Genomic DNA, 12,870 nt, shown 5'->3' on the forward strand with positions numbered 1-12,870 from the left:
TGGGTCTCCGCCCCCTTCGCTTTCTAGATGGCGTCCAGCACGGGCTCGAAGGCCAGCTCAGCCGCTCCGATGAGCTTCGCGTCGCGGCCCAGGGGTGACGTCACGACCTGGGTGCCGCCGACCGCGCGGGAGACGAGACTGCGGACCTGCACGGCGGAGCTCACGGCGTCGACGACGGACGCCGGCAGTGCCGTGTAGAGATCGCCGAGCACGACCAGCTCCGGGCCGAGGACGTTGACGATGTTCGCGAGCCCCAGCGCGAGCCAGCCGGCGAACTCGTCGAGCACCGACGGGTCGTCCAGCGCCCGCAGCGCCGCGACGACGGCGCCTCGCGGAGCGTCGTCGGGAAGGCCGAGCGCCCGGCACAGCGCCGGTTCGCCCACCTCAGTCTCCCAGCAGCCGTCACAGCCGCAGTAGCACCGCCGGCCGCGCGGGTTGACCACCATGTGCCCGAGTTCGCCGACGTAACCGCCGGAGCCGCGCAACGGCTGCCCGGACAGGATCACCCCTCCGCCGACGCCGACGTCCGCGGAGATGTAGACCATGTCCGAGGACTCACGGGCCGCACCGCGCACGTGCTCGGCCAGGGCACCGAGTTCCGCGTCGTTGCCGACCTGGACGGGCAGCTTCAGCACCGCCTCCAGGCGCTTGCCGAGCGCGACACCGGTCCAGTGCAGGTTGGGCGCCTCGTGGACGTGCCCGTCGGCGCGTCGCACGACACCGGGCACCGAGACGCCCACCCCGACCGCGGTGGCGTCGAGATCGTCGGCCATGAGGCGCGCCGACTCGACGATGTGCGTGATGACCTCCCCCGGATCACGTGTCCGGTGCAGGTTCCAGCTGTCCCGCCCGAGGATCTCCCCGCCGAGGCCGACGAACCCCATCGCCACGTGCTCGACGCGCACGTCGATCGCGATGACGACGGCGGCGTTCGGCTGGGGCAGCACGAGCAGCGACGGGCGGCCCGCTCCGCTGCGCAGAGCGGGCACGCGTTCGGCGACGACACCGGCTTCGGCGAGGCCGTCCACCAGGGCCTTGATCGTGCTGCGGTTGAGGCCGAGCTCAGCCGCGAGCGACGCCCTGGTGGACGGTCCGTCGATGTGCAGGCGGCGCAGCAGCGCCGTCCTGTTGTGCCTGCGGATCTCGTCGGGACGGGTGCCGGACGTGGGACCGGTCACCGCGTCATCGAGCCGCGGTGGCCGCCCGGCGGCGGGACAACGCGTCGACGCTCGCGGCGAGCAGCAGGACGAGACCGGTCACGATGAACACGACGGCGGCGGGCTGCTTGAGCAGGCCCATGCCGTTCTGGATGATCGCGAGCACCGCGCCACCGATGACCGCGTCGCGCAGCCGGCCCTTGCCGCCGAACAGCGACGTGCCACCGATGACGGCCGCACCGACCGACAGCAGCAGCGTGTTGCCGCCACCGGCGTTCGGGTCGACGGAGCCGACCTTCGACGAGTACACGATCGCGCCGATCGCGGCCGCCGACGAGGCGATCACGAACACGCTCATCCGGATGCGCTCGACGTTGATACCGGCACGGCGGGCGGCTTCCTTGTTGCCACCGACGGCGTACACGTGGCGACCGTAGCTGGTGCGGTCGAGCACGAAGGTGCCGATCACGAGCAGCACGAGCACCAGCGGCACCACGTACGGCACGCCCTCGATGATCACGAGGTTGCTCGGCGCCCGGTTCAGCGAGAGCGCGTAGGTGATGACGGCGGCCAGCACCGCGAGGGCGCCGATCTTGGCCAGCACCAGCGACGTCGGCTGGGCCACGAGTCCCTTGCGCAGCCGCGAGAAGTGCCGCGTCAGCACGACCGCCGCGTAGCCGCCGACGGCGACGACGAACAGCACCCAGGAACCGACGAAGTTCAGGTTGCCGTTGGCGACGTTGAAGATCGTGTCGTCGCGCAGGCCGAGCGTGCCGCCGTCACCGATGAACTGCAGCACGACACCGCCCCAGACGAGGAACAGCGCCAGGGTCACGACGAACGACGGGATGCCGACCTTCGCGACCAGGAAGCCCGTGATGGAGCCGATGGCCGCGCCGACGCAGACCGCGAGCAGCATCTCCAGCCAGGCGTTCGCGGGGATGCCGACGGCGGCGATGACCAGGGCGATGGCCGACAGCACGGCACCCGCCCAGATCTTCATGATCGCCGCGAGCACGATCGCGAGCACCAGCAGGCCGCAGAACACGTAGAACACCGTGTCGCCCATGCCGCCGAGCAGGTTGCCGTTGTTGATGAGGTGCAGTGCCATCACCGCTGCCGTCACACCGGACGCGGTACCGGCGGACAGGTCGATCTCGCCGAGCAGCAGCACGAACACCAGGCCCATCGCGATGATGGTGATGCTGGCGCCCTGCTGGAGCAGGTTGGCGAGGTTGCCGAGGGTGAAGAACGTGGGGGACAACGCGCTGAACACGATGAGCAGCACGACGAGCCCGAGCAGCGCGGGCAGCGAGCCGAGCTCGCCGCCGCGGACCCTGGCCCAGTAGTCGCGCACCGCTTCGCCCGTGGACTGGGACGTCGTGTCGATGCCGAAGTCGGAGATGGCGCCCTGCGGGGGCGTCTCGTGGTCGTGCTCGTGCGTTTCGGTGGTGTCGGTCATGCTCGCCTCTTCGGAACTCATCAGATCGTCGCCGCCTCGGGGCGGGCGATGCCCAGGTCACCGGAACGACCGGCGGTGATCAGCTCGACGACCTGGCCGTGCGTGACGTCCTTCGACCCCACGACAGCGGCCATGCGGCCGAGGTAGAGGCACGCGATCTTGTCGGCGACCTCGAACACGTCGTTCATGTTGTGGCTGATCAGGACGACGCCCAAGCCCTGCTCCGCCAGCCGGCGGACCAGGTCGAGGACCTGCCGCGTCTGGGCGACGCCGAGGGCGGCGGTGGGCTCGTCGAGCAGCACGACCTTGCTGTTCCACAGCACGGCCTTGGCGATCGCCACGGTCTGGCGCTGACCACCGGACAGCGACGAGACCTGCGTGCGCACCGACTTGACCGTGCGCACCGACAGCGACGCCAGGGTCTTGCGTGCCGCCTGTTCCATGTCGGTCTCGTCGAGCAGGCCACCCTTGGTGCGCTCGCGGCCGAGGAACATGTTCTGGACGATGTCGAGGTTGTCGGCCAGTGCGAGGTCCTGGTAGACGACCTCGATCCCGAGATCCGCGGCGTCGCGCGGGCCCTTGATGTGCACCGGCTCGCCGTTGAACAGGACCTCACCGGAGTCGGTGGGGTGGATGCCCGCGATGCACTTGACCAGCGTCGACTTGCCCGCGCCGTTGTCGCCGACGAGGGCGGTGACCTCGCCGGGGTTGACGTCGAGGTCGATGTCGTGCAGGACGTGCACGGGACCGAAGCTCTTGTTGATGCCGCGCAGCTCGAGAATCGGCTCGCTCACTGGGTTTTCCTCCGGGGTTACACGTGACGAGAGGCGGGGTGCGGCAAAGCGCACCCCGCCCTCGTCGCGAGCGGTCTTACTTGATGCCGAGCTCGGTGCAGGCGGCCTGGGTGTCGGCCACGCAGATCTCCGACGCCTTGACGAAGCCGGCGTCCACGACGGACTTGACCTTGTCCTTCGTGATCAGCTGGGCGGACAGCAGGACGGACTTGACCTTGCGGTTGCCCTTGCTGTCGTCCGTCGTGGCGGACGCGAGCGCGTCGGCCGCGGCGGTGTCGCCCTTGGCGAGAGCACCGGCCAGCTTGGCGGCGGCCTCGGCCTCGTCCTTGATGGGCTTGAAGACGGTCATGTACTGGTCACCGCGGAGCACGGCCTGCAGGCCGTCCGGGGTGGCGTCCTGACCGGTGACCGGGACCTTGCCGTTGAGGCCGACCTTCTTGAGGATCGTGATCACGGCGCCGGCGAGGCCGTCGTTCGCGGCGACGACGCCGTCGACCTTGCCGCCGTTGCCGGTCAGGATCTGCTCGAAGACCTGACCACCCTTCTGGTTGTCCCAGTTGTCGATCGGCTGGGACTGGACCAGCTTGAGCTTGCCCGAGTCGTAGAGCGGCTTGAGGACCTTCTGCTGGCCCTGGTGGAACAGGGTCGCGTTGTTGTCCGTGGGCGCGCCCTCGATCTCGATGACGTTCGCACCCTGCGGGGCGGCCTTCATCGCGTCCGCGAGACCCTGGCCCTGCAGCTCGCCGACCTTCACGTTGTCGAACGACACGTAGTAGGACGAGGAGCCGCCGGTGTTCAGGCGGTCGTAGTCGATGACCTGGATGCCCTGGGCCTGCGCCTTCTTGGCGACGGAGGCACCGACCTCGCTGTTGGGCGTGGCGATGATCAGGACCTTGACGCCGGCGTTGATCATGCCGTCGGCCAGGGTGCTGAACTTCTGGACGTCGCCCTGCGCGTTCTGGATGTCGGGGTCGAGCCCCTCCTTCTTCAGAGCGGCCTCGAGGAGCGGCTTGTCGAAGCCCTCCCAGCGCGCGGAGGAGGCGGTCTCGGGCAGGATCACGCCGACCTTCGCGCCCGTGCCGCTGCCAGAGTTCGTGTTGGTGCTTCCTCCGGTGTTGGAGGACGTGTTGGCGCCGCACGCCGTAACCGCCAGGGCGAGGCCCGCGGTAACAGCGATGGAAGCGAGAGTCTTGCTGCGCATCCGCCATCCCTTTCACTGCGCTGTGTCACAGAGAATGTTGTGGCGCACAACGTATGCCCGACATATGCGTGACCGGAACCACACTGGATCGATTAAGTCGCAACGATGCGGTAACCGTGCCGACATTTAGTCACGGAGGGTCATGAGAGCGTTACCACCGCGCTACTGATTACAACGGCGATGTATCGGACATCGCTCGCGGCGAACACCCGGCCGTCACCTCCCGGACATCCCTAGGTTGGGTGCATGACCATCTACAAGGAAGCCGCCGAAAGACTGGCGCTCTCGTTCGGGGCCGAGGCGGCGCGCTACGACCGCACCCGGCCTGCCTACCCGCAGGAGCTGATCGACAGGCTCGTCGCGGCGAGCCCAGGGCCTCGGGTGGTCGAGGTCGGGTGCGGCACCGGCGTCCTGTCGCGGCAATTGCGGGCGGCCGGCATGGACGTGCTCGGCGTGGAGCACGACGAGCGGATGGCCGGCTTCGCGCGCGGCACCGGAGTGACCGTCGAGGTCTCGAAGTTCGAGGCCTGGGACCCCGCCGGTCGCGAGTTCGACGCCGTCGTCGCCGGGCAGTCGTGGCACTGGGTCGACCAGGAGGCGGGCCCGGCACACGCCGCCCAGGTGTTGCGGCCGGGCGGGGTGTTCGTGGCGCTGTGGCACGTGTTCGGGACGCCGGAGCCGATCGCCGACGCCTTCGTCGCGGCGTACGAGAAAGTGGCGCCGCAGCTGCCGCACCGGATCGGTCATTCCTACGACGAGGCGTCCGAGTCCTACCGGTCGGGCTGCGTGCGCACCGCCGAGGCGTTCGCCGCCACCGGCGCGTTCTCCCACGCCGAGCAGTGGCAGGCGGACTGGGAGCGGACCTTCACGACGGCCGGCTACCTCGACCTGATGCGCACCATGAGCCCGATGGCCCTGCTCAGCACCGAGCAGGGCACGGAACTCCTCGACGACGTCGGCGGCGCGATCGACGCGATCGGCGGCGAGCTCACGATGCGCTACAGCACGCTGGCCGTCGCCATCACGCGCACCTGACTCATCGCTACCACGAACGCAGGGTCGCGATCCGTTCTTCGAGCTGTTCGATCGTGGCCATCGCCGTGGGTGGCCCACCGCAGTACTCGCGCAGCTGGTTGTGGATCTTGCCGTGCGGCTTCTTCGTGCGGTGGTGGTGCATCGCGACGAGGGTGTTGAGCTCCTTGCGCAGTGACGTGAGGCGTTCCTGCACACCCACGGGCCGTGCCTCGCGCACGGCGACCTCGGGCTTGGGCCGCTTGGCGGCCGACGCCATCTGCTCCTCCTGGCGTTGGAGCAGCAGGGTGCGCACCTGGTCCGGCGCGAGCAGCCCCGGCAGGCCGAGGTACTCCTGCTCCTCCTCGGAGCCGGCGTGGGTCGGGGCGCCGAACGACGAGCCGTCGTAGATCACCTGATCGAGCTCGGCCGTGGTGCCCAGGGCCGTGAAGGCGCGTTCGTCCTCGCCGGGTTCGTCCTTGACCGCGTTGGCCGCGGCCATCAGCTCGTCGTCCCAGCCGTCCTTCTCGCGGTGCGGCTTGCCCAGGACGTGGTCGCGCTCGGCCTCCAGCTCGGACGCGAGCTGCAGCAGCACCGGCACTGAGGGCAGGAACACGGTCGCCGTCTCGCCGGGCTTCCGGTTGCGCACGAAGCGGCCGATGGCCTGGGCGAAGAACAGCGGCGTCGACGACGACGTCGCGTACACGCCGACGGCGAGCCGCGGCACGTCGACGCCCTCGGACACCATGCGGACGGCGATCATCCAGCGTTCGTTCGTCGCCGAGAACTCGGCGATCTTGCCGGACGCCTTCGGGTCGTCGGACAGGACGAGCGTGGGGATCTGGCCCGTGACGCGCTGCAGCACCTGCGCGTAGGCCTTCGCGACGGTCTGGTCGGTGGCGATCACCAGGCCGCCCGCGTCGGGCAGGCCGTTCTCCCGCTTCTGCGTCAGGCGCTGGTCGGCGGCACGCAGCACGGACGCCATCCAGTCACCGGCCGGGTCGAGCGCCGTGCGCCACGCCCGCGCGGTCTGCTCCTGCGTCAGCGGCTCGCCCAGGCGTGCCGTGTACTCCTCGCCCGCGCTGGTCCGCCACGACGCCTCACCCGAGTACGCCAGGAAGAGCACGGGCCGGACCACGCCGTCGCGCAGCGCGTCGGCGTACCCGTAGGTGTGATCGGCCTTGGACGTCTTGAAGCCGCCGGAACCCTCTTCGTAGGTGACGAACGGGATCGGCGAGTCGTCCGAGCGGAACGGCGTGCCGGTGAGGCACAGACGGCGGACCGCGGGCGTGAACGCCTCGCGGATCGCATCACCCCACGACTTGGCATCACCGCCGTGATGCACCTCGTCGAGCAGCACGAGCGTCTTGCGGTTCTCGGTGCGCACCCGGTGCAGCGTCGGATGGGCGGCGACCTGCGCGTACGTGACGGCCACACCGTGGTAGTCGCGGGAGGTCATCGCGTTGGTGTTGCGGAAGTTCGAGTCGATGTGGATGCCCTGCTCGGCTGCCGCCTTCGCCCACTGGTGCTTGAGGTGCTCGGTGGGCGTGACGATCGTGACGGCCTCGATCGTCCTGTCGGCCAGCAACTCGGCGGCAACGCGGAGCCCGAAGGTCGTCTTGCCCGCGCCCGGCGTCGCGACGGCGAGGAAGTCCTTGGGTTTGACGGCGAGGTACTTGGTCAGCGCGCGCCGCTGCCATGCCCGCAGCGGTCGCATTGCTGCTGTCGCTGTCACAGACGTGTTTCTCCTCATTTATGCAGATCAAACATGGCAGTACCCTCAAGCAGACCGTGGCCGAGGGCACTGCGACTCTACCTGTTCCGGGCGTCGATGCCGCGAAACGTGGCGGTATGCACCATGCTTGTCACTGCGATGGGTTCGCCTTCCGAGAACGACGCGCGCAGGTCCGGCCGCAAGGGGCCGCTGCGTCTACTCGCGCGCACGTTGTCGAAGGCGTGGCAGCACAACATCTTCTCAGAAGCCGCCGAAGCCGCGTTCTGGCAGACCCTGTCGTTCCCTCCACTGCTGCTCGGCGTGCTGGGTTCGATGGGCTGGATCGGCACCTGGTTCGGCCCCGAGATCGTCCTGTCCGTCCAGGAGAAGATCATCGGGTTCACCCGGACGATCTTCAGCGCGGACGTCGTCAACGGCGTGATCCAGCCGACCGTCGCGGAGATCCTCTCGACCGGCAAGGGCGAGATCGTCTCCATCGGTTTCCTGATCTCGCTGTGGGCGGGATCATCGGCCATGTCGTCGTTCGTCGACGCGATCACGGTCGCCCACGGCCAGTACGGCGTGCGCAACGAGGTGTGGCAACGGTTCTTCGCGTTGCTGCTCTACTTGGTGTCACTGGTCGCGCTGGTGATCGGCCTGCCGGTGCTGGCGCTGGGCCCGGACATCCTGCCGGAGCTCTTCCCGGCGTCCTGGCAGCCGTACATCACGACGTGGGTCGGCCGGTTCTACTACCCCGGCGTGGCGCTGCTGCTGGTGCTCTCGCTGTCGATGCTCTACAAGGTCGCGCTGCCGCGAAGGCTGCCGTACCACCGCGTGCTGCCCGGCGCGATCCTCGCGATGGCTTTCTTCATCCTGTCGTCCATCGGCCTGCGCCTGTACATCCAGTGGATCACCACCACCGGCTACACCTACGGCGCGCTGGCGACGCCGATCGCGTTCCTGCTGTTCGTGTTCTTCATCGGCCTGGCGATCACGATCGGCGCGTACTTCAACAGCGCCGTCCAGGACATGTGGCCGGCCCGCATGACCCGCCGCCAGCGCCGCCGCTGGCGCAGGCTCGAGATGGAGCGCGCGGCGTCCCGCATCCGTTCCGAGGCCGCCGCGCCCCAGCAGGAGAACCACAACGCGGAGTACTCGGCGCCCTCCCCCGCGGACACGCAGCTGACGACGCCGATGGAGATCCAGGAGCAGCGGTCTCACTCGGAGGAAGAGAAGCAGCGCGGCTAGGCAGCCGTCACCTCGTAGTCCTCACTCGGGAAGTCCTCCGTGAGGACCGGGCACACGACCTCCCTGCGAGCTCCCCCACGTCGATTCGAGACAGCAACGCCCGCCGCCTCGAGCCATCTCGAGGCGGCGGGCGCCGGAAAGCTACTGGGGGCGACTAGTCGCCGTCGCCGCCGGGCGGGAGGTTCTCGTAGATCTTCTTGCAGTCCGGGCACACCGGCGAACCGGGCTTCGGCGACCGCGTGACCGGGAAGACCTCTCCGCAGAGCGCGACCACATGCGTTCCCATCACGGCGCTCTCGGCGATCTTCGCCTTGCGCACGTAGTGGAACATCTTCGGCGTGTCGTCCGAGGACTGGTCGGTCTCATCCGGCCGTACGTCGACCTCGGGAAGAGTCTGGGTGCTCACCCGCCCAGGGTACCTGGGATGATGTCCCCTCGTGACCACGCTGCACATCGCCGATGAAGTTGCCACCGCACTGGCCGAGAACCGGCCCGTCGTCGCTCTCGAGAGCACGATCCTGTCCCACGGCCTGCCCGCGCCGCGCAATCTGACGGTCGCCGCACGCCTGGAGGAGGTGGTGCGGGAAGCCGGCGCGGTCCCCGCCACGATCGCCGTGCTCGACGGCGTGCCGCGCATCGGTCTCTCCTCGTCCGAGCTGGACCGCGTCTGCACCGCGGGTGACCTCGTGAAGCTCTCGCTGCGCGACCTCGGCCCCGCCTACGCCCTGGGCGCCAGCGGCGCGACGACCGTGGCCTCCACGACGGCCCTCGCCCACCAGGCGGGCATCCGCGTCTTCGGGACCGGCGGTCTCGGTGGCGTGCACCGCGGCGCGCGCGAGACGTGGGACGTGTCCGCCGACCTCGACGTGGTGGCGACGACGCCGGTGCTGATCGTCTGCTCGGGCGTGAAGTCGATCCTGGACATGGGCGCGACCCTGGAGGTCTTCGAAACCCGCTCGGTGCCGGTCATCGGCTACCGGACCTCGCGCTTCCCCGCCTTCTACCGCCGCGAGTCGGAGTTCGGCCTGTCGTGGCGGGTCGAGACCCCCGCCGAGGCCGCGGCCGTGTTCGCGGCCGGTGGCCGCGGCATGATCCTGGCCAACCCGATCCCGGCCGCCTTCGAGATGGACTCCGCCCTGCACGACCGCCTGCTCGCCGAGGGCCTGCAGAAGCTCGTCGACCAGGACGTGCGCGGCAAGGACGTCACCCCCGTCCTGCTGGAGCACTTCCACACCGCGAGCGCCGGCGTCAGCCTCGACGCCAACGAGGAACTCGTCGTCAGCAACGTCTCCGTGGCCGCCGCCGTCGCAGTCGAGCTGTTCCAGTGAGGCCGGTGGTCGTGGTCGGCGACGCGGGCCTCGACGTGGTGGCCCGCCACGCCGGCCCCATCGCCCACGGCGGCGACGTCCGCGCCAAGGTCACCATCGAGCCGGGCGGTGCCGGCGCCAACACGGCGGTGTGGCTCGCGGCCTGCGGCGCCTCGCCGGTCCTGGTGGCCCGCGTGGGCGCCGACTCGGCCGGCCGCCAGGTCCACGCCGAACTGACCTCGGCGGGCGTCCAGTGCGCCTTCGCGGTCGACCAGGACCTGGCGACCTGCTGCGTGGTCGTCCTGGTCGACGAGGACGGTCAGCGCTCGATGCTCCCCGACCGCGGCGCGAACGCGCGCTTCTCCCCCGCGGACCTAGCCCCCGGCCTGCTCACCGAGCCCCACGGCCACCTGCACCTCTCCGGCTACGTTCTGCTCGACGCCACCTCACGCCCCGCCGGCCTGGCCGTGCTCGACGCCGCCCGCGCCGCGGGCTGGACGACGTCCGTGGACCCCCAGGCAGCCGTCCTGATCCACTCGCCTGAGGCGTTCCTGGCGGACGTGCGCGGTGTCGACTTCCTGCTACCCAACGCCGATGAGCTTCTCGCCCTCACCGGCTCCTCGGAACCGTCGTCGGCGAAGTCGCTGCTCTCCCACGTCGGTGCGGTCGTGGTGACCTCGGGCCCTGACGGCGCGACGTGGGTCGACGCCGACGAGCTGATCTCAGTTCCCGCTGAAGTCACCGAGTGCATCGACTCAACCGGCGCCGGCGACGCCTTCGACGCGGGCTTCCTCGCGGCCTGGCTGTCCGGGGCGTCCAAGATCGACGCCCTTCTCGGCGGCGTCCGCGCGGGCTCTCGCGCGGTCAGCGTCGTGGGTGCCCAGCCGCCCCGCTGACCTCCTGCCTCAACCGATATATCAGTTTCCAACTGATATATCGGTTGCCTCGGCCTGGCACCACCGGACGCAAAAAACGTTTGCGGACGAAGTCAAAAGACTCATTGCAAAGGCTGAGACGGCGGCGAGCCGCTGTCGGATCGAGCGGGTTTCAGCAGTTCAGCCGTCGATGACGGTGGTGCTCTTCGGGGCGATGGCGCGGCGCTCGACCTCGTAGCGGTTGGCCTTCTCGGTCTTGCGAGGCGGCCGGTCGTTCGCGATCAGCACGGCCATCCACGGCAGCGGCACGGACAGCACGATGAAGAACAGGGCCAGCCACCACGTGTGGGCGAACAGCGCCGCGAGGATGAGGCACGGGAAGCGCAGGCTCATCATGATCGCGTATTTGCGGCGCCGGGCGGCGTGCTGTTCTTCGTAGGAAGGAGCCGCCTCGGTGATCAACACCGGGGTGTCGGTCCGGTCGGGACTGCTCACGACACCACCTCGTCCAACTTCCATCGGCTACGCCCTACATAGTCCCACGTCCGAGTGACGTCGGGGACGGCCGGTCGGCGGTTAACATCCGCGGGTGGTCGCCCTTGATCGCCTCGTGGACGTGCTCGGCAGTCTGGGCACGCACCTGGCCTGCGCGCCGAGAGGGCGCGACGCCGAACTCCGCGGGGTCGCCCTGCACGATCCGGCGGAGAACACGCCGGCGACCGCGGGTGACGTGCTTCTCGGGCTCGGCACGCCGTCGGTCGCGGCGGCGGCACGACTCGTGTCCTCCACGGTGGCGTCCGCGGTGGTGCTGCACGGCAAGCCGCCACTTGACGAACGGGTGATCGCCGCGGCCAAGAAGTCCGGCGCCGCGGTGTTGCTCGTGGACCCGTCCGTGCCGTGGAGTCAGCTCGCGAACGTCACGCAGACGCTGGTCAACGGCGGTACGCGGACCGGGGACCTGTTCGGGCTGGCCGACGTGATCGCGGGCGTGGTAGGCGGGCCGGTGACGATCGAGGACCAGCAGTCCCGCGTGCTCGCGTACTCCTACCGGCAGGAGGACGTCGACCCCGTGCGCGTGCAGACGATCCTCGGGCGGCGGGTGCCGGAGGAGGCCCGGCGGGCGCTGGACGAGTTCGGCGTGTTCACGCACCTCGCGTCGTCGGACGAGCCGATCTTCGTGCCCAAGCTGACCCCGCAACTGGGCAACCGGCTCGTCGCCGCGGTGCGGGCGGGTCGTGAGCTGCTCGGGTCCGTGTGGGTCGAGGTGACGGGGCCGGTGGACGCTGCTCGTAGTGCCGCGTTGGTCGACGGCGCGCGCACGGCGGCGTTGCACCTGTTGCGGTCGCGCGCGTCGACGGACCTCGAACGCCAGGCTGAGGCCGATCTGGTGATCCGGCTGCTCGAACAGCCCGAGTCCGCCGACGTCGCGCGCCTCGGGCTGCCGTCCGCCGATCTGCGGGTGATCGCGGTGCAGGCCCACGCGGGTGAGGGCGAGCACGGCGCGGCGATGCTCGCGTTCCAGCGGGCGACCGCCGGTTTCGGCTGGTCGCGGCCAGGGCGCAGCGCGCTGTTCGGCAACGTCCTCTACACCGTCATCCCGGCCGCCGACGACGCCGTCGCGTGGGTGCGTTCGCTGGTGCGCGAGCTGCCCGCCGAGGCGACGGTCCTGGCAGGCATCGGAGGGCCGGCCGAGGCGACGCAGCTGCCGGCGTCACGGCAGGAGGCGGATGAATGCCTCGCGCTCTCGACCGGTGTACCGGTTGTGTACGACGACGCGTGGGCCCGGGTCCTGCTGCACCGGCTCGCCGCCGTCGCCGAGGCCGGACGACTGCCGACCCGCGGGCCGATATCCAACATATTGCGGCACGACGCCGAGTACGGAACGCAGTACGCGACGACGTTGAGGGCGTGGCTGACGGCTCAGGGCGACGTGCGGGCGGCGGCCAGGGAGCTCAACGTCCACCCGAACACGTTGCGGTACCGGATGCAGAAGATGGCCGAGGTGACGCCACTACCCCTCGACGATCCCGACCAGCGGCTCGCGATGGCCATCGCCCTCCAGATCACGCGGTGAGCCACGGGGCGTGAAAGCATCTCCACC

At 69.7% G+C, this 12,870-nt stretch carries 12 protein-coding genes; 5 read left to right on the forward strand and 7 right to left on the reverse strand.

Going from position 1 to position 12,870, the window contains the following annotated elements:
• Positions 1-23 precede the first annotated feature (23 nt).
• The 4 genes from AB0M48_RS44200 to AB0M48_RS44215 all read right to left on the reverse strand — a co-directional run bounded on the left by AB0M48_RS44200 (position 24) and on the right by AB0M48_RS44215 (position 4,614).
• Positions 24-1,178 (reverse strand): ROK family protein, encoded by a 1,155-nt coding sequence (locus tag AB0M48_RS44200; protein ID WP_363854923.1) that lies wholly within the window; start codon positions 1,176-1,178, stop codon positions 24-26.
• Between the two features lie 4 nt (positions 1,179-1,182).
• Positions 1,183-2,619 carry an ABC transporter permease gene (locus tag AB0M48_RS44205; RefSeq protein ID WP_363854926.1) on the reverse strand — a complete coding sequence of 479 codons (1,437 nt, stop codon included), beginning with the start codon at positions 2,617-2,619 and terminating at the stop codon, positions 1,183-1,185.
• A gap of 20 nt (positions 2,620-2,639) precedes the next feature.
• On the reverse strand, positions 2,640-3,413 hold the full coding sequence (locus tag AB0M48_RS44210; RefSeq protein ID WP_363854929.1) for an ATP-binding cassette domain-containing protein: 774 nt from the start codon (positions 3,411-3,413) through the stop codon (positions 2,640-2,642).
• A 76-nt stretch (positions 3,414-3,489) separates the two neighbouring features.
• Complete coding sequence (locus AB0M48_RS44215) at positions 3,490-4,614, reverse strand: substrate-binding domain-containing protein (RefSeq protein WP_363854932.1); 1,125 nt, start codon at positions 4,612-4,614, stop codon at positions 3,490-3,492.
• A gap of 246 nt (positions 4,615-4,860) precedes the next feature.
• Here AB0M48_RS44215 and AB0M48_RS44220 point away from each other — a divergent pair, with 246 nt between their 5' ends.
• On the forward strand, positions 4,861-5,649 hold the full coding sequence (locus AB0M48_RS44220) for a class I SAM-dependent methyltransferase (protein ID WP_363854935.1): 789 nt from the start codon (positions 4,861-4,863) through the stop codon (positions 5,647-5,649).
• A 7-nt stretch (positions 5,650-5,656) separates the two neighbouring features.
• Here the strand turns inward: AB0M48_RS44220 and AB0M48_RS44225 are convergent, their stop codons facing one another.
• Positions 5,657-7,342 (reverse strand): DEAD/DEAH box helicase, encoded by a 1,686-nt coding sequence (locus AB0M48_RS44225; RefSeq protein WP_363855025.1) that lies wholly within the window; start codon positions 7,340-7,342, stop codon positions 5,657-5,659.
• 141 nt (positions 7,343-7,483) lie between these two features.
• Here AB0M48_RS44225 and AB0M48_RS44230 point away from each other — a divergent pair, with 141 nt between their 5' ends.
• Positions 7,484-8,587: a YihY/virulence factor BrkB family protein gene (locus tag AB0M48_RS44230; RefSeq protein ID WP_363854938.1), complete on the forward strand. Its 1,104-nt coding sequence runs from the start codon at positions 7,484-7,486 to the stop codon at positions 8,585-8,587.
• Positions 8,588-8,741: 154 nt separating this feature from the next.
• On the opposite strand, the gene AB0M48_RS44235 is transcribed toward AB0M48_RS44230, so the two are convergent.
• Complete coding sequence (locus AB0M48_RS44235) at positions 8,742-8,993, reverse strand: DUF3039 domain-containing protein (protein ID WP_090006425.1); 252 nt, start codon at positions 8,991-8,993, stop codon at positions 8,742-8,744.
• A 31-nt stretch (positions 8,994-9,024) separates the two neighbouring features.
• Between AB0M48_RS44235 and AB0M48_RS44240 the strand changes: the two genes are divergently transcribed.
• Positions 9,025-9,915 (forward strand): pseudouridine-5'-phosphate glycosidase, encoded by an 891-nt coding sequence (locus AB0M48_RS44240; protein WP_363854942.1) that lies wholly within the window; start codon positions 9,025-9,027, stop codon positions 9,913-9,915.
• Positions 9,912-10,790, forward strand: coding sequence for a sugar kinase (locus AB0M48_RS44245; protein WP_363854945.1), 879 nt, complete (start codon positions 9,912-9,914; stop codon positions 10,788-10,790). Before AB0M48_RS44240 ends, AB0M48_RS44245 begins: the two co-directional genes overlap by 4 nt.
• A 159-nt stretch (positions 10,791-10,949) precedes the next feature.
• Here AB0M48_RS44245 and AB0M48_RS44250 read toward each other — a convergent pair whose 3' ends face one another.
• A complete protein-coding gene (locus AB0M48_RS44250; RefSeq protein ID WP_363854948.1) occupies positions 10,950-11,288 on the reverse strand; it encodes a DUF3099 domain-containing protein in 339 nt (112 codons plus the stop codon).
• A 70-nt stretch (positions 11,289-11,358) separates the two neighbouring features.
• On the opposite strand from AB0M48_RS44250, the gene AB0M48_RS44255 reads away from it, so the two are divergent.
• Positions 11,359-12,843 carry a helix-turn-helix domain-containing protein gene (locus AB0M48_RS44255; RefSeq protein ID WP_363854951.1) on the forward strand — a complete coding sequence of 495 codons (1,485 nt, stop codon included), beginning with the start codon at positions 11,359-11,361 and terminating at the stop codon, positions 12,841-12,843.
• Positions 12,844-12,870: the final 27 nt, after the last annotated feature.

The sequence above is a fragment of the Lentzea sp. NPDC051208 genome, from assembly GCF_040682435.1.
Classification (GTDB): Bacteria; Actinomycetota; Actinomycetes; order Mycobacteriales; family Pseudonocardiaceae; genus Lentzea; species Lentzea kristufekii.